The sequence below is a fragment of the Mycobacterium sp. shizuoka-1 genome, from assembly GCF_002723835.1.
In the GTDB taxonomy this organism is placed as follows: Bacteria; Actinomycetota; Actinomycetes; order Mycobacteriales; family Mycobacteriaceae; genus Mycobacterium.
The window spans coordinates 1-15,763 of sequence record NZ_BEWG01000094.1 but is presented as its reverse complement, the minus strand read 5'-3'; the positions used below and the strand labels follow the sequence as shown (position 1 = coordinate 15,763).

Here is a 15,763-nt window from a genome sequence, read left to right as displayed (position 1 = left end):
GCCGGCCACCGCCTCGAAAAGCATGACCATTGGCCGAGCTCTTCTGCTCCTGATTCAACAAGTTGGTAGGCGTGGGCGGCCATGCGGATCAGGTCGGGGATGGGTAGCAGGGTGCCGGCGGCGGTGACGGCGTGCCCGGTTTGCTTCTGCAGGTCTTGCACGGTGGCGGTGGCGATGACGGTGACGGGTAGGCCGTTGTGCAGGCCGAGCTTGGGGTCGCCGAGGGCGCTGCGGAGCAGCGCTGTGAGGGCGTCGTGTTGGCGTTGACCGACACTGCGCAGATCCCGTTGCGTCACCTCGTCGGTGGGCTCGCCGCCCACGGTGGGGTGTTCGTCGGCGGGGTTGCACATGCCCGGGGCGGCGAACTTGGCGAACATCGCATCCACCGCGGCCCGCAGTTCGGGGTCGGCGATCAGCCGGCCCACGCTCATCCCATCGAGTTGTTGGCCGCCGCACCAGACGAAGCCGCGCTTGCGGGCCCGGTCATCGTCGGAGAACCGGCCATCGGGGTTCAGATGCAGCGCCAGCCGGTAGGCGAGCTTGTCCAGCTGGTCGGGGCGCAGCACCCGGGCCTTGTCGGCCAATGACCGTTCGGCCTTCTCCCGCTCGACGGCTCCGACGTGGTCGGGCAGGTCGCGGAAGAACCGCTGGATCACCCGCAGATGCTCACCATCCAACAACCCCTCCCGCCACGCCTTCGAGGTTTCGGGCAGCACCGGCGCCAGCGGCTCCCCGCTCAACGCCCGCCGCGGCGCCAACTGTTCGGCATCCCGAATCCGGCGGTTGGCCTCACGCGGGCTGACCCGCAACACATCAGCCAACGCGATCCCCACCGGCGGGCAGCCCTCGAAACGCTCCAACTTGGCGACCACCGCATGTGAGAGCGCCACCTGACGGCGCTGGGCGGCCTCCAAGCGCTCCACCACCGCGAACCGCTCCGGCGCCGACAACGTCTCGACAACGTCTCGACATCGACCGCGGCCAGTCGAGCCACGACATCGTCGAGCTCCTCCAACAGCACATCGATCGAACCCAGGCTGAGAACACTAGTTCGAACCACCGACAGAAACGCCCCAGCCTGTGGATCAACCCGAGACTGTGGAAATCCCTTCTGCGACTCCGGGATCGGCTAGCGGAACTCCTCGGCGCACGCCTCGATCCAGTCCGACAGCCACGACTCCGGGGCGCCCTCGAGGAGTTCGCCGGGCATCAACCATTCATAGATCTCGGCGTAGGTACGGGTGCGCTGTCCCTCGATGCGCCGGTTCAGCATCGCGGGCTCCAACTCGTCGAATCCGTTCAGGCCCATGGATGCGACGATCTGGGCGGCACTGGCCACCGTCGCGCGCTGGAAGTTGGCCACCCGTTGCGTCTTGTCCGGCACGTCGAGCGCTCGGGCGCGGGCTTTGTCCTGGGTGGCCACGCCGGTCGGGCACTTGTTGGTGTTGCACTTCATCGCCTGGATACACCCGACCGCGAACATCATCGCCCGTGCCGACAACGTGAAATCCGCGCCCTGACAGACCCGGGAGACGATGTCCACCCCGCTGGCGATCTTGCCTGACGCCCCGATCCGGATGTGACCGCGCAGGCCGGTGCCGACCAGACTGTTGTGCACCAGCATCAGTCCCTCGGTCAGCGGCATGCCGATGTGATCCTCGAATTCCTGTGGGGCCGCACCGGTTCCGCCCTCGGAGCCGTCGACGATGATGAAGTCCGGGGTGATGCCGGTGTGCAGCATCGCCTTGCAGATGGACAAGAACTCGGTGCGTGCCCCGATGCACAGCTTGAACCCGACCGGCTTGCCGCCGGACAGGCTGCGCAGGGTCGCGATGAAATGCATCATCTCCAGCGGCGTGTGGAACGCGGTGTGCGCGGGCGGCGACACCACGGTGCGCCCGATCGGCACCCCACGGGTCGCGGCGATCTCGGCGCTGACCTTCGCGCCGGGCAGCACCCCGCCCAGGCCCGGCTTGGCGCCCTGGGACAGCTTGATCGAGATGGCCTTCACCGACGGCCACCGCGCCTTCTCTTCGAACTGGGCGGCGTCGAAGTGTCCGTCGGCGTCGCGGCAGCCGAAGTAGCCCGAACCGATCTCCCAGATCAGGTCACCACCCGCCTTGAGGTGATACGGGCTGATCCCGCCTTCGCCGGTGTCGTGGGCGAAGCCACCACGGGCGGCGCCGGCGTTGAGCGCCTCGATGGCGTTGGCCGACAGCGCGCCGAAACTCATCGCCGAGACGTTCAACAGGGCGATGTCGTAGGGGGCGGTGCAGTCCGGGCCGCCCAGCCGCACTCGCGGGGCGAGATCGGTGGCCAGCCGGGCCCGCAGCGAATGCCGCAGGAACTCGTAGCCCAGTGCGTTCACGTCGCGCTCGGTGCCGAACGGTTCGTCGCTCTTGGTGCCCTTCGCCCGCTCGTAGACCATGTCGCGGGTCTCCCGGTCGAACGGGCTGGCCTCGGTGTTCGACTCGATGAAGTACTGACGGATCTCCGGGCGCAGCGCCTCGGCCAGGAACCGGGCATGGCCGAGCACCGGGTAGGCCCGCAGGATGGTGTGCCGGGTCTGCAGCAGGTCCCAGGTGCCCAGTGCGGCGACGGCGGCCAGCAGTGCCGACAGCAGCCACCAGCCCGGGTGGACGGTCAACGCCGCCCCGCCCACGGCCACGGCGGCCACCCATATAGCTGTGACGGCGAGAGCTCTGAGCATCGGACGACCTTCTGGGGATGAAATGCCTGCGAGGCGTCATTCTGGCATCACCTATGATCGGCACTTGCGTCACATCCGTGGCGCAAACAGCCCCGGCAGTGCAAGGAGTTTTGCCGCGTGGGTTCCCAACCCGTGGACTTGTCGCAGGAATCGCTGACCGAGGCCGTCAGCGCGGCCCGGCGCGCCTTCGAAGCGGCCGCCGACCTGGACGCGCTGGCCCGCGCCAAGACCGAGCACCTTGGCGATCGGGCCCCGCTGGCGCTCGCTCGCCAGGCGCTGGCCACGCTGCCCAAAGAGGACCGATCCGAAGCCGGCAAGCTGGTCAACGTCGCCCGCGGCGACGCTCAGCGCAGTTATGACGACCGACTGGCGGCGCTGCGCGCCGAGCGTGACGCGGCCGTGCTGGTGGCCGAGGCCATCGACGTCACCCTGCCCTCGACCCGCCAGCCCGTCGGCGCGCGGCATCCGATCACGATCCTGGCCGAGCACATCGCCGACACGTTCGTCGCAATGGGCTGGGAGCTGGCCGAAGGCCCCGAGGTCGAGACCGAGCAGTTCAACTTCGACGCGCTGAACTTTCCGCCCGACCATCCGGCCCGCAGCGAGTCCGACACGTTCCACATCGCGCCGGAGGGATCGCGCCAGCTGCTGCGCACCCACACCTCGCCGGTGCAGGTACGCACCCTGCTGGACCGCGAGCTGCCGGTCTACATCGTCTCGATCGGCCGCACCTTCCGCACCGACGAACTCGACTCCACGCACACACCGGTCTTCCACCAGGTGGAGGGCCTCGCGGTGGATCGCGGCCTGACGATGGCTCACCTGCGCGGCACCCTGGACGCCTTCGCCCGCTCGGAATTCGGGCCCGATGCCCGCACCCGGATGCGGCCACACTTCTTTCCGTTCACCGAGCCCTCGGCCGAGGTGGACATCTGGTTCCCCAACAAAAAGGGCGGCCCGGGCTGGGTCGAGTGGGGCGGCTGCGGCATGGTCAACCCTAATGTGTTGCGCGCCGCGGGTATCGACCCCGAGGTCTACTCCGGCTTTGCCTTCGGCATGGGCCTGGAACGAACCCTGCAGTTCCGCAACGGCATTCCCGACATGCGTGACATGGTCGAGGGTGACGTGCGCTTCTCGCTGCCGTTCGGGGTCGGGGTCTGATGCGCCTTCCCTACAGCTGGCTGCGTGAGGTCGTGCAGCGCGGCGCCCCCGGCTGGGACGTCGAACCGCACGACTTGGAGCAGGCCCTGATCCGCGTCGGCCACGAGGTCGAGGACATCATCACCCTCGGGCCGGTCAGCGGACCGCTGGCCGTCGGCCGGGTCGCCGCCATCGAGGAGCTCACCGAGTTCAAGAAGCCGATCCGGGCCTGCCGGGTCGATGTGGGCGAAGAGCAAGACCGCGACATCGTCTGCGGCGCAACGAACTTCGCTGTCGGAGACCTGGTTGTGGTGGCGCTGCCCGGTGCCACCCTGCCCGGTGACTTCCACATCGCCAGCCGCAAGACCTACGGGCGGCTGTCGGACGGAATGATCTGCTCGGCCGCCGAACTGGGTTTGGGCGCCGATCATTCCGGGATCCTGGTGCTTCCGCCGGGCACGGCCGAACCGGGCACCGACGCCATCGGTGTACTGGGACTCGACGACGTTGTCTTCGACCTGGCCGTCACCCCGGATCGCGGCTACTGCATGTCGGTGCGCGGCATCGCCCGCGAGATCGCCTGCGCCTACGACCTCGACTTCGTCGACCCCGCCGACGTCGCACCGCTGCCCGTCGAGGGTCCGGCGCTGCCGGTGACCGTCGAACCCGGCACCGGCGTGAGCCGATTCGGGCTGCGTCCGGTCACCGGGATCGACCCGAAGGCGCTGTCGCCGTGGTGGATGCGCCGCCGGTTGATGCTGTGCGGCATCCGGCCGATCTCGCCTGCCGTCGACGTCACCAACTACGTGATGCTCGAGATCGGGCACCCGATGCACGCCCACGATCGCAGCCGCATCAACGGTGAGTTCATCGTGCGGTTCGCCAAGCCGGGGGAGACCGTGGTCACCCTCGACGACATCGAACGCACGCTGGACCCCGCCGACGTCCTGATCGTCGACGATGTCGCGACCGCGGCCATCGGCGGCGTGATGGGCGCGGGCACCACCGAGATCGACGACGACTCCACCGACATCCTGCTGGAGGCCGCGGTCTGGGACCCCGCCGCGGTGTCCCGCACGATCCGGCGACTGCACCTGGTCAGCGAGGCGGGCCGACGCTATGAGCGCTCGGTCGACCCGGCCATCTCGGTGGCCGCGCTGGACCGGTGCGCCGGCCTGCTGGCCGAGATCGCCGGCGGCACCATCGAGCCCAGGTTGACCGACTGGCGCGGGGACCCGCCCCGGGACGACTGGTCGCCGGCCCCGGTGCGGATGCGCTTCGACCTGCCGGACCGACTGGCCGGCGTCGAGTACGAGGGCGGCGCGGCGTTCAAGCGGCTGACCCAGATCGGTGCCGACGTGGTCGAGGACATCGACCCCGCGATTCTGGTGGTGACCCCGCCGAGTTGGCGCCCTGACCTGGTGCAGCCCGCGGATCTGGTCGAGGAGGTGTTGCGCCTGGAGGGGCTGGACAAGATCCCCTCGGTGCTGCCCACCGCCCCGGCCGGCCGCGGCCTCACGCCCGGTCAGAAGCGCCGCCGCGCGGTCGGTAAGTCGCTGGGACTGTCGGGTTACGTCGAGGTGTTGCCCACCCCGTTCCTGCCCGCCGGAGTCTTCGACGTGTGGGGTCTGGAGCCCGACGATTCCAGGCGATCCACCACCTCGGTACTCAACCCGCTGGAGGCCGACCGTCCGCACCTGGCCACCACGCTGTTGCCCGCACTGCTGGAAGCATTGTCCCGCAACGTCTCCCGTGGCTTCGGTGATGTCGCGTTGTTCTCCATCGCGCAGGTGGTGCACCCGACCGAGCAGACCAAGGGTGTGGAGCTGATCCCCACGCATCGCCGGCCCAGTGACGACGAGATCGCCGCGCTGGACGCGTCGCTGCCGCACCAGCCCGTGCACGTCGGTGCGGTGCTGACCGGGCTGCGTGAACCCCGCGGCCCGTGGGGACCGGGACGCCCGGTGGAGGCCGCCGACGCATTCGAGGCGGTGCGGATCATCGCGCGGGCGTGCGGGGTCGAGGTGACGCTGCGGGCTGCGCAGTACCTGCCGTGGCACCCGGGCCGCTGCGCCGAGGTCGTCGTCGAGGGCCGGGTGGTCGGGCATGCCGGGCAGTTGCATCCCGCCGTGATCGAGCGCGCGGGCCTGCCGAAGGGCACCTGCGCCGTCGAGCTGGATCTGGACGCGGTGCCCATCACGGAGAACCTGCCCGCGCCGCGGGTATCGCCGTTCCCGGCGGTGTTCCAGGATGTCAGCCTCGTGGTGGCCGCCGACGTGGCCGCCGCGGCGGTGGTCGACGCGGTGCGCGACGGGGCGGGCGAGCTGCTGGAGGATGTCGCGTTGTTCGACGTCTATACCGGCCCGCAAATCGGCGAGGACCGTAAATCGCTGACCCTGGCGCTGCGTTTCCGGGCGCCGGATCGCACGCTGACCGAGGACGAGGCCAGCGCGGCCCGCGACGCGGCGGTGGCCGCGGCCGCCGACCGCCTGGGCGCCGAGCTTCGCGCCTGACGCCTCTCCTGTGCCCAAACCGACAAACGGGCGAACTTGTGCGAGTGGATCGCGACATTTCGTCGATCTCGACGAGCCGCGTTGGAATGAATTTGCAACAGGCTGCATAAACATGCAGAATCGCGGGATGACTTCGGTGGCGGTTGCCGGCGCCAGCGGCTATGCCGGTGGCGAGATCCTGCGTCTTCTCCTCGGGCATCCCGCCTACGCGGACGGCCGCCTGACCATCGGCGCGCTCACCGCGGCGGCGAGCGCGGGCACCCGGCTGGCCGACCATCACCCGCACCTGCTGCCGCTGGCCGACCGGGTGGTCGAACCGACCGAGCTGGCCGTGCTGGCCGGCCACGACGTGGTGTTCCTGGCCCTGCCGCACGGCCACTCCGCGGCGCTGGCCGAACAGCTCGGCGGCGACACCCTGATCATCGACTGTGGCGCGGACTTCCGTCTCACCGACGCCGACGACTGGCAGCGGTTCTATGGCTCGCCGCACGCAGGCAGCTGGCCGTACGGCCTGCCTGAGCTGCCCGGCGGCCGGGACCGGCTGCGCGGTGCCACCCGGATCGCGGTTCCCGGCTGCTATCCGACGGCCGCGCTGCTGGCGCTGCTGCCCGCGGTCGCCGAGGACTTGATCGAACCGGCCGTCACGGTGGTGGCGGTCAGCGGTACCTCCGGTGCGGGCCGGGCCGCCAAGGTCGACCTGCTGGGTTCGGAGGTGATCGGCTCGGCACGGGCCTACAACATCGCCGGCGCGCATCGGCACACCCCGGAGATCGCCCAGGGCCTGCGCGCGGTGACCGACCGCGCGGTCACCGTCTCGTTCACCCCGGTGCTGATCCCCACGTCGCGCGGCATCCTGGCCACCTGCACCGCGCGCACCCAGGCGCCGGTGTCGCAGATCCGCGCGGCCTACGAGAAGGCGTACGACGCGGAGCCGTTCGTCCACCTGCTGCCCGAGGGGCAGCTGCCCCGCACCGGGGCGGTGATCGGCAGTAACGCCGCACAGCTGGCGGTCGCGGTGGACACCGACGCCGGTGTGCTGGTCGCGGTGTGCGCCATCGACAATCTGGTCAAGGGCACGGCCGGGGCGGCGGTGCAATCGATGAACCTGGCGCTGGACTGGCCGGAGACGGAAGGACTGTCGATCGTGGGGGTGGCGCCGTGACGCTCACTAGAGATGCCAAACTCGTTCGGACCCAGGGGGTTACCGCACCGGCCGGGTTCCGCGCGACCGGGATCGCGGCCGGCATCAAGAAATCCGGCGCCCTCGACCTGGCCCTGGTGTTCAACGAAGGCCCCGACTATGCGGCTGCCGGGGTGTTCACCCGCAACCAGGTCAAGGCCGCCCCAGTGCTGTGGAGCCGGCAGGTGCTGTCCTCCGGCCGGCTGCGCGCGGTGCTACTGAACTCTGGTGGCGCCAACGCCTGCACCGGGCCGGGCGGTTTCCAGGACGCCCACGCCAGCGCCGAGGCCGTCGCCGCGGCGCTGTCCGAGTGGGGCACCGAGACCGGACCGATCGAGGTCGCGGTGTGCTCGACGGGCCTGATCGGCGACCGGCTGCCGATGGAGAAGGTGCTCGCCGGTGTGACCGAGATCGTCCATGAGCTCGGTGGCGGGCTGACCGGTGGGGACGAGGCTGCTCGCGCCATCATGACCACCGACACCGTTCCGAAACAGGTTGCGCTGCATCATTCGATCGAATCGGGCGAGAACTGGACCGTCGGCGGGATGGCCAAGGGGGCCGGCATGCTGGCGCCGTCGCTGGCCACCATGCTGGTGGTGCTGACCACCGACGCGGTGGCCGACGCCGCGGCGCTGGACACCGCGCTGCGCCGGGCGACCGCCAAGACCTTCGACCGGCTCGACGTCGACGGCAGCTGCTCGACCAACGACACCGTGCTGCTGCTGGCCTCCGGTGCCAGCGAGATCGCGCCCAGTCAAGAGGATCTGGACGCCGCGGTGCTGCGGGTCTGCGACGACCTGTGCGCCCAGCTGCAGGCCGACGCCGAGGGCGTCACCAAGCGCATCGCGATCACCGTCACCGGGGCGCCCAGTGACGACGACGCGGTCACCGCGGCCCGGGTCATCGCCCGAGACAGCCTGGTGAAGACGGCCCTGTTCGGCTCGGATCCGAACTGGGGCCGGGTCCTGGCCGCGGTCGGCATGGTGCCGTTCGAGATCGATGCACAACGGATCACGGTGTCGTTCAACGGCTTCCCGGTGTGCGTCGACGGCGCCGGTGCGCCGGGTGCGCGCGACGTCGATCTGGCCGGCCCCGACGTCGAGGTGACCGTCGACCTGAAGCTCGGTACCGGTGCGGCGACCATCCGCACCACCGACCTGTCGCACGCCTACGTCGAAGAGAACTCGGCCTACAGCTCATGAGCGCCACGGTGAACACCAAGGCCGCGGTTCTCGCCGAGGCGCTGCCCTGGCTCAAGGCGCTGCACAACAGGATCGTCGTGGTCAAGTACGGCGGCAACGCGATGACCGACGACCGGCTCAAGGCCGCCTTCGCCGACGACATGGTGTTCCTGCGCAATGCCGGCATCCACCCGGTCGTGGTGCACGGCGGCGGCCCGCAGATCAGCGCGATGCTCAAACGGCTCGGCATCCCCGGGGAATTCAAGGGCGGCTTCCGGGTCACCACACCCGAGGTGCTCGACGTCGCCCGGATGGTGCTGTTCGGCCAGGTGGGTCGGGAGCTGGTGAACCTGATCAACGCCCACGGGCCCTACGCGGTCGGGATCACCGGCGAGGACGCGCAACTGCTCACCGCGGTCCGGCGCGGAGTCACGGTCGAGGGCGTGGTCACCGACATCGGCCTGGTCGGCGACGTCGAGCACGTCAACACCGCCGCGATCCTGGATCTCATTGCCGCCGGGCGTATCCCGGTGATTTCGACGATCGCCCCCGACATCGACGGCGTGGTGCACAACATCAACGCCGACACCGCCGCGGCCGCGGTGGCCCGAGCGCTCGGCGCCGAGAAGCTGTTGATGCTCACCGATGTCGAAGGCCTCTACACCCGCTGGCCCGACCGGGATTCGCTGGTCAGCCAGATCGACACCGACACGCTGACCGAGCTGCTGCCCGGTTTGGAGACCGGCATGATCCCCAAGATCGAGGCCTGCCTGCGGGCGGTCGAAGGCGGCGTGCCCAGCGCCCATGTGATCGACGGCCGGGTCGAGCACTGTGTGCTGGTCGAGTTGTTCACCGACGAAGGCACCGGCACGAAGGTGGTGCCGTCATGAGCCTTCTGGACAGATGGTCCGGCGTGATGATGGACAACTACGGCACCCCACCGCTGGCGCTGACCAGCGGTCACGGTGCCGTGGTGACCGACGAGAACGGCAAGACGTATCTGGACCTGCTCGGCGGCATCGCGGTCAACATCCTCGGCCACCGGCACCCCGCGATCATCGAGGCGGTCACCGCCCAGCTCAACACCCTGGGACACACGTCGAACCTGTACGCCACCGAGCCGGGGATCGCGCTGGCCGAGGCCCTCGTCGAACAGCTGGGTGCGCCCGCCCGGGCGTTCTTCTGCAACTCCGGCACCGAGGCCAACGAAGTCGCGTTCAAGATCACTCGGCTCACCGGTCGGACCAAACTCGTTGCGGCCGAAGGCGCCTTCCACGGCCGCACGATGGGCTCGCTGGCGCTGACCGGACAGCCCGCCAAACAGGCACCGTTCGAGCCGCTGCCGGGCTACGTCACCCATGTGCCCTACGGGGACATCGAGGCGTTGGCCGCGGCGGTCACCGACGACACCGCCGCGGTGTTCCTCGAGCCGATCATGGGCGAGGGCGGCGTCGTCGTGCCACCGGAGGGCTACCTGGTCGCCGCGCGCGAGATCACCACCCGCCACGGTGCGCTGCTGGTGCTCGACGAAGTCCAGACCGGCGTCGGACGCACCGGTGCCTTCTTCGCCCACCAACACGACGGCATCACCCCCGACATCGTCACGCTGGCCAAGGGGCTGGGCGGGGGATTGCCGATCGGGGCGTGCCTGGCCATCGGCCCGACCGCCGAGCTGCTCACCCCGGGTCTGCACGGCAGCACCTTCGGCGGTAACCCGGTGTGCACCGCGGCCGCGCTCGCGGTGCTGCGGGTGTTGGCCGCCGAAGACCTGGTCAACCGCGTTGACCTGCTCGGCAAGACGCTCAGTCATGGGATCGAGGCACTGGACCATCCGCTGGTGGACCACGTCCGGGGCCGCGGCCTGCTGCGCGGTGTGGTGTTGACCGCGCCCGCGGGCAAGGCCGTCGAGACCGCCGCCCGCGACGCCGGTTTCCTGGTCAACGCCGCGGCGCCGGACGTGGTCCGGCTGGCCCCGCCGCTGATCATCACCGACGCACAGATCGACACCTTCCTGACGGCATTACCGGCGATCCTGGATGAGGCGGCCCGATGAGCACCCTGCGGCACTTCCTGCGCGACGACGACCTGTCGCCCGAAGAGCAGGCCGAGGTCCTGGCGCTGGCGGCCACCCTCAAGAGCGCGCCGATGAGCCGGCGCCCGCTGGAGGGCCCACGCGGGGTGGCGGTGATCTTCGACAAGAACTCCACCCGCACCCGGTTCTCCTTCGAGGTGGGTATCGCCCAACTGGGTGGGCACGCCGTCGTCGTCGACGGCCGCGCCACCCAACTCGGCCGCGAAGAGACCCTCGAGGACACCGGGCGGGTGCTGTCCCGCTACGTCGACGCGATCGTCTGGCGCACGTTCGCCCAGCAGCGGCTGACCGCGATGGCCTCGGCCGCAACCGTTCCCGTGGTCAACGCGCTGTCCGACGAGTTCCACCCCTGCCAGGTGCTCGCCGACCTGCAGACTCTGGCCGAACGCAAGGGCTCACTGAGCGGACTGCGGATGACCTATTTCGGCGACGGCGCGAACAATATGGCGCATTCGCTGATGCTGGGCGGCGTCACCGCCGGGATTCACGTCACCATCGCCGCACCTGCCGGTTTCGAACCCGATCCGCGCCTGGTGGCCGCCGCCGAACTCCGCGGCCGGCAGACCGGCGCCACTGTCACGCTGACGGCGGATGCGGTGGCGGGCGCCAAGGGGGCCGACGTCCTGGTCACCGACACCTGGACCTCGATGGGGCAGGAGAACGACGGTCTTGACCGGGTCGGCCCGTTCCGGCCGTTCCAGCTCAGCGCCGGGCTGCTGGCCCATGCCGACTCCGAAGCGGTTGTGCTGCACTGCCTTCCGGCGCACCGCGGGCACGAAATCACCGACGAGGTGATCGACGGTCCGCACAGCGCGGTGTGGGACGAGGCCGAGAACCGGCTGCACGCGCAGAAGGCGCTGCTGGTGTGGCTGCTGGAGCGCAAACGGTGACCAGCGAGGTCAATACCACCCGAGCCGGGCGCCAGGCCCGGATCGTGGCGTTGCTGTCGGCCCGATCGGTGCACAGCCAGAGCGAACTCGCCGCGCTGCTGGCTGACGAGGGGATCGAGGTCACCCAGGCCACGCTCTCGCGCGACCTGGAAGAACTCGGCGCGGTGAAGCTGCGCGGCGCCGACGGCGGAGTCGGCGTCTACGTGGTGCCCGAGGACGGCAGCCCGGTCCGCGGGGTATCCGGCGGGACCGAGCGGGTCTCCCGGCTGCTCGGGGACCTGCTGGTGTCCACCGACTCCAGCGGCAACCTCGCGGTGTTGCGCACCCCGCCCGGTGCGGCGCACTACCTGGCCAGTGCCATCGACCGTGCCGCGCTGCCCGATGTGGTCGGCACGATCGCCGGCGACGACACGATCCTGGTGGTGGCCCGCGAGCCGATGACCGGCGCGCAACTGGCCACCATGTTCGAGACCATCCACTAAGACCCCAAAGACAAAGGAGCACTTCATGTCCGAACGCGTCATCTTGGCGTATTCCGGCGGCCTGGACACCTCGGTGGCCATCAGCTGGATCGGCAAGGAGACCGGCAAAGAGGTGGTGGCCGTGGCCATCGACCTCGGCCAGGGCGGCGAGGACATGGAAGTCGTTCGCCAGCGAGCCCTGGACTGCGGCGCGGTGGAGGCCGTCGTGGTCGACGCCCGCGACGAGTTCGCCGAGCACTACTGCCTGCCCGCCATCCAGTCCAACGCCCTCTACATGGACCGCTACCCGCTGGTGTCGGCGCTGAGCCGGCCGCTGATCGTCAAGCACCTGGTGGCCGCCGCCCGTGAGCACCGTGGCGGCATCGTCGCGCACGGCTGCACCGGCAAGGGCAACGACCAGGTCCGTTTCGAAGTCGGGTTCGCCTCGCTGGCGCCCGATCTCGAAGTGCTGGCCCCGGTTCGCGACTACGCCTGGACCCGGGAGAAGGCGATCGCGTTCGCCGAGGAGAACGCGATCCCGATCAACGTCACCAAGCGCTCGCCGTTCTCGATCGATCAGAACGTGTGGGGCCGGGCGGTGGAAACCGGTTTCCTGGAACACCTCTGGAACGCGCCCACCAAGGACGTCTACGACTACACCGAAGACCCGACGCTCAACTGGAACACCCCCGACGAGGTGATCGTCGGATTCGAGCGCGGCGTCCCGGTCTCCATCGACGGCAACCCGGTCACCGTGCTGGAGGCGATCGTCGAACTCAACCGCCGCGCCGGTGCCCAGGGGGTCGGCCGGCTCGACGTCGTCGAAGACCGACTGGTCGGCATCAAGAGCCGCGAGATCTACGAGGCGCCCGGGGCCATGGTGCTGATCACCGCGCACACCGAGCTCGAACACGTGACCCTGGAACGCGAACTCGGCCGGTTCAAGCGGGGCACCGACCGCAAGTGGGGCGAGCTGGTCTATGACGGCCTGTGGTTCTCGCCGCTCAAGCGCTCGCTGGAGGCCTTCGTCGCCGACACCCAGACGCACGTCACCGGCGAGATCCGGATGGTGTTGCACGGCGGGCACATCGCCGTCAACGGCCGTCGTAGCCCGACGTCGCTCTACGACTTCAACCTGGCGACCTACGACGAAGGCGACACCTTCGACCAGTCATCGGCCAAGGGCTTCGTCCACGTCCACGGGCTGTCCTCGAAGATCGCCGCCCGCCGGGACCTGGCAGGCAATCAGACGTGAGCACCAACGAGGGCTCGCTGTGGGGTGGCCGGTTCGCCGACGGGCCATCGCCGGCGCTGGCCGCACTGAGCAAGTCCACCCATTTCGACTGGGTGCTGGCGCCTTACGACGTGGCCGCGTCCAAGGCGCACGCCAAGGTGCTGCATAGGGCGGGTCTGCTCACCGACGAGCAGCGCGACGGGCTGCTGGCCGGGCTGGACAGTCTCGGCGGCGACGTCGCCGACGGCAGCTTCACCCCGCTGGTCACCGACGAGGACGTGCACGGCGCGCTGGAGCGCGGCCTCATCGAGCGGGTCGGAGCCGATCTCGGTGGCCGGCTGCGGGCCGGTAGGTCGCGAAACGACCAGGTGGCCACGCTGTTTCGGATGTGGCTGCGCGACGCCATGCGCCGGGTCGCCGACGGCGCGCTCGAAGTGGTGTCGGCGCTGGCGACCCAGGCAGCGGCGCACCCGAGCGCGATCATGCCGGGCAAGACGCACCTGCAGGCCGCCCAGCCGGTGCTGCTGGCCCACCATCTGCTGGCCCATGCGCACCCGCTGCTGCGCGATGTCGACCGCATCGCCGACTTCGACGACCGCACCGCAGTGTCGCCCTACGGGGCGGGCGCGCTGGCCGGCTCGTCACTGGGTCTGGACCCCGACGCCATCGCCGAAGAACTCGGATTCGCCGCGGCGGCCGACAACTCGATCGACGCCACCGCCGCCCGCGACTTCGCCGCCGAGGCCGCGTTCGTGCTGGCGATGATCGCTGTCGACCTTTCCCGGCTGGCTGAGGACATCATCCTCTGGAGCACAACCGAATTCGGCTACGCGATCCTGCACGACGCCTGGTCGACCGGCAGCTCGATCATGCCGCAGAAGAAGAACCCCGACATCGCCGAGCTGGCCCGCGGCAAGTCCGGGCGGCTGATCGGCAACCTCACCGGCCTGCTGGCCACCCTCAAAGCCCAGCCGCTGGCCTACAACCGGGATCTGCAAGAAGACAAGGAGCCGGTGTTCGACTCGGTGGCGCAGCTCGAGCTGGTGCTGCCCGCGATGGCCGGGCTGGTCGCGACACTGCGCTTCGACACCGACCGGATGGCCGCGCTCGCCCCCGCCGGATACACCCTGGCCACCGATGTCGCCGAATGGCTGGTTCGCCGCGGGGTGCCGTTCCGGGTGGCGCATGAGGCCGCCGGGGCGGCGGTGCGGACCGCCGAGAGCCGCGGCGTCGGACTCGACGCGCTGACCGACGACGAGCTCGGCGCGATCAGCGCGGAGCTGACCCCCGACGTGCGCGAGGTGCTGACCGTCGAGGGATCGGTGTCCTCGCGGGACGCCCGCGGTGGAACGGCACCGGTCCAGGTGGCCCGCCAGCTCGGCGTCGTGCGGGAGACCGCCGACAGACTGCGGCTGCGGCTGAGGTGATCGAGAAGGGTTCGGCCGGGGGTTACGAACTCTTCGCGCAGCGCCAGTTCCGCGACCTGTGGTCGGCGAATCTGGTGCTGAACCTGGGCCAGGTGATGCTGCTGCTGGCCGCCGCCTGGATCATGACCTCGCTGACCCAGAACGCGGTGCTGGTCGGCCTGGTGCAGGCGACGACCAGCCTGCCGTTCCTAGTTCTTGCAATCCCTGTCGGGGTGATCTCGGATCGGGTCGGACACCGCATGCTGCTCCTGGTCGCCCAGCTGTGGATGGCGTCGCTGGCAGTCGTCCTCGCCCTGGTGGAATGGCTCGGCCACCTGACCCCGCTGCCGCTGCTGGTCCTGCTGTTCGCGATCGGCGCCGGCCTCGTGCTCCAGCAGGCGGCATGGAAACCGTTTCTGCACGAGATGGTTCCGCCGGACAAACTGGTCGCGGCGATCTCGTTCAACGCGCTGAGCAACAAGCTCGCCCAGGCGATCGGCCCGATCATCGGTGGCTTCCTGATGGTGATCGGCGCCGCCTTCGTCTTCGCCGTGCGGGTGCTCTCGCACCTGGTGATGATCGTCGCGCTGCGGCATGTGCCCAAGCCGGCTGCCGACCCGGCGCCGCAGCGTCTCGACGTAGCCGGCTCACTGCGCGACGGCTGGCGGCAGCTGCGCACGGCACCCGCGCTGTACGGGCCGATGATTCGCTCGGCGCTGCTGATGGCGCCGGTCGGCGGGGTGCTGGCGTTGCTTCCGCTGGAGGCCAAGGACAACATCCAGACCGGGGTGATCGGCTACGGCGGGCTGTTGGCGGCGCTGGGCGTCGGCACCGCGACGGGTGTGTCGCTGATGCCGGTGCTGCAGCGGAGCAATGATCAGAACCTGTGGATCCCGGGAGGACGCACCTTCCCGGATGATGATCTTTGACGAAACAGGATTCTGATCAAGACCAGC

At 69.7% G+C, this 15,763-nt stretch carries 13 protein-coding genes; 11 read left to right on the top strand and 2 right to left on the bottom strand.

Translation table 11 applies throughout. The features are described from left to right. Both MSZK_RS24215 and MSZK_RS24210 read right to left on the bottom strand, forming a co-directional pair. On the bottom strand, positions 1-950 hold a 950-nt coding region (locus tag MSZK_RS24215), incomplete at its 3' end, for a 13E12 repeat family protein (RefSeq protein WP_199203467.1). Between the two features lie 179 nt (positions 951-1,129). Then, on the bottom strand, positions 1,130-2,710 hold the full coding sequence (locus MSZK_RS24210; RefSeq protein WP_099251083.1) for an FMN-binding glutamate synthase family protein: 1,581 nt from the start codon (positions 2,708-2,710) through the stop codon (positions 1,130-1,132). 117 nt (positions 2,711-2,827) lie between these two features. On the opposite strand from MSZK_RS24210, the gene pheS reads away from it, so the two are divergent. The 11 genes from pheS to MSZK_RS24155 all read left to right on the top strand — a co-directional run bounded on the left by pheS (position 2,828) and on the right by MSZK_RS24155 (position 15,736). Continuing rightward, entirely contained in the window at positions 2,828-3,871 is a 1,044-nt protein-coding gene (gene pheS / locus MSZK_RS24205) for a phenylalanine--tRNA ligase subunit alpha (RefSeq protein WP_099251082.1), read from the top strand. Further along, positions 3,871-6,363, top strand: a complete 2,493-nt coding sequence (gene pheT / locus MSZK_RS24200) for a phenylalanine--tRNA ligase subunit beta (RefSeq protein ID WP_099251081.1) — start codon at positions 3,871-3,873, stop codon at positions 6,361-6,363. The genes pheS and pheT overlap by 1 nt, the downstream gene beginning before the upstream one ends. Positions 6,364-6,475: 112 nt before the next feature. Then, positions 6,476-7,525 carry an N-acetyl-gamma-glutamyl-phosphate reductase gene (argC, locus tag MSZK_RS24195; RefSeq protein WP_099251080.1) on the top strand — a complete coding sequence of 350 codons (1,050 nt, stop codon included), beginning with the start codon at positions 6,476-6,478 and terminating at the stop codon, positions 7,523-7,525. Then, positions 7,522-8,745 carry a bifunctional glutamate N-acetyltransferase/amino-acid acetyltransferase ArgJ gene (argJ, locus tag MSZK_RS24190; RefSeq protein ID WP_099251079.1) on the top strand — a complete coding sequence of 408 codons (1,224 nt, stop codon included), beginning with the start codon at positions 7,522-7,524 and terminating at the stop codon, positions 8,743-8,745. The genes argC and argJ overlap by 4 nt, the downstream gene beginning before the upstream one ends. Next, positions 8,742-9,614 carry an acetylglutamate kinase gene (gene argB / locus MSZK_RS24185; RefSeq protein WP_099251078.1) on the top strand — a complete coding sequence of 291 codons (873 nt, stop codon included), beginning with the start codon at positions 8,742-8,744 and terminating at the stop codon, positions 9,612-9,614. The genes argJ and argB overlap by 4 nt, the downstream gene beginning before the upstream one ends. Next, positions 9,611-10,777 carry an acetylornithine transaminase gene (locus MSZK_RS24180; protein WP_099251077.1) on the top strand — a complete coding sequence of 389 codons (1,167 nt, stop codon included), beginning with the start codon at positions 9,611-9,613 and terminating at the stop codon, positions 10,775-10,777. Before argB ends, MSZK_RS24180 begins: the two co-directional genes overlap by 4 nt. Continuing rightward, entirely contained in the window at positions 10,774-11,706 is a 933-nt protein-coding gene (gene argF / locus MSZK_RS24175; protein ID WP_099251076.1) for an ornithine carbamoyltransferase, read from the top strand. Before MSZK_RS24180 ends, argF begins: the two co-directional genes overlap by 4 nt. Continuing rightward, entirely contained in the window at positions 11,682-12,188 is a 507-nt protein-coding gene (locus MSZK_RS24170; RefSeq protein ID WP_099251075.1) for an arginine repressor, read from the top strand. The genes argF and MSZK_RS24170 overlap by 25 nt, the downstream gene beginning before the upstream one ends. Before the next feature lie 25 nt (positions 12,189-12,213). Continuing rightward, positions 12,214-13,422 (top strand): argininosuccinate synthase, encoded by a 1,209-nt coding sequence (locus MSZK_RS24165; RefSeq protein ID WP_099251074.1) that lies wholly within the window; start codon positions 12,214-12,216, stop codon positions 13,420-13,422. Next, the gene (gene argH / locus MSZK_RS24160) at positions 13,419-14,828 is read left to right on the top strand and encodes an argininosuccinate lyase (RefSeq protein WP_099251073.1); all 1,410 of its coding nucleotides are present in this window, start codon (positions 13,419-13,421) and stop codon (positions 14,826-14,828) included. The genes MSZK_RS24165 and argH overlap by 4 nt, the downstream gene beginning before the upstream one ends. After that, positions 14,825-15,736 (top strand): MFS transporter, encoded by a 912-nt coding sequence (locus MSZK_RS24155; protein ID WP_158230639.1) that lies wholly within the window; start codon positions 14,825-14,827, stop codon positions 15,734-15,736. Before argH ends, MSZK_RS24155 begins: the two co-directional genes overlap by 4 nt. The last annotated feature ends 27 nt before the right edge of the window (positions 15,737-15,763 follow it).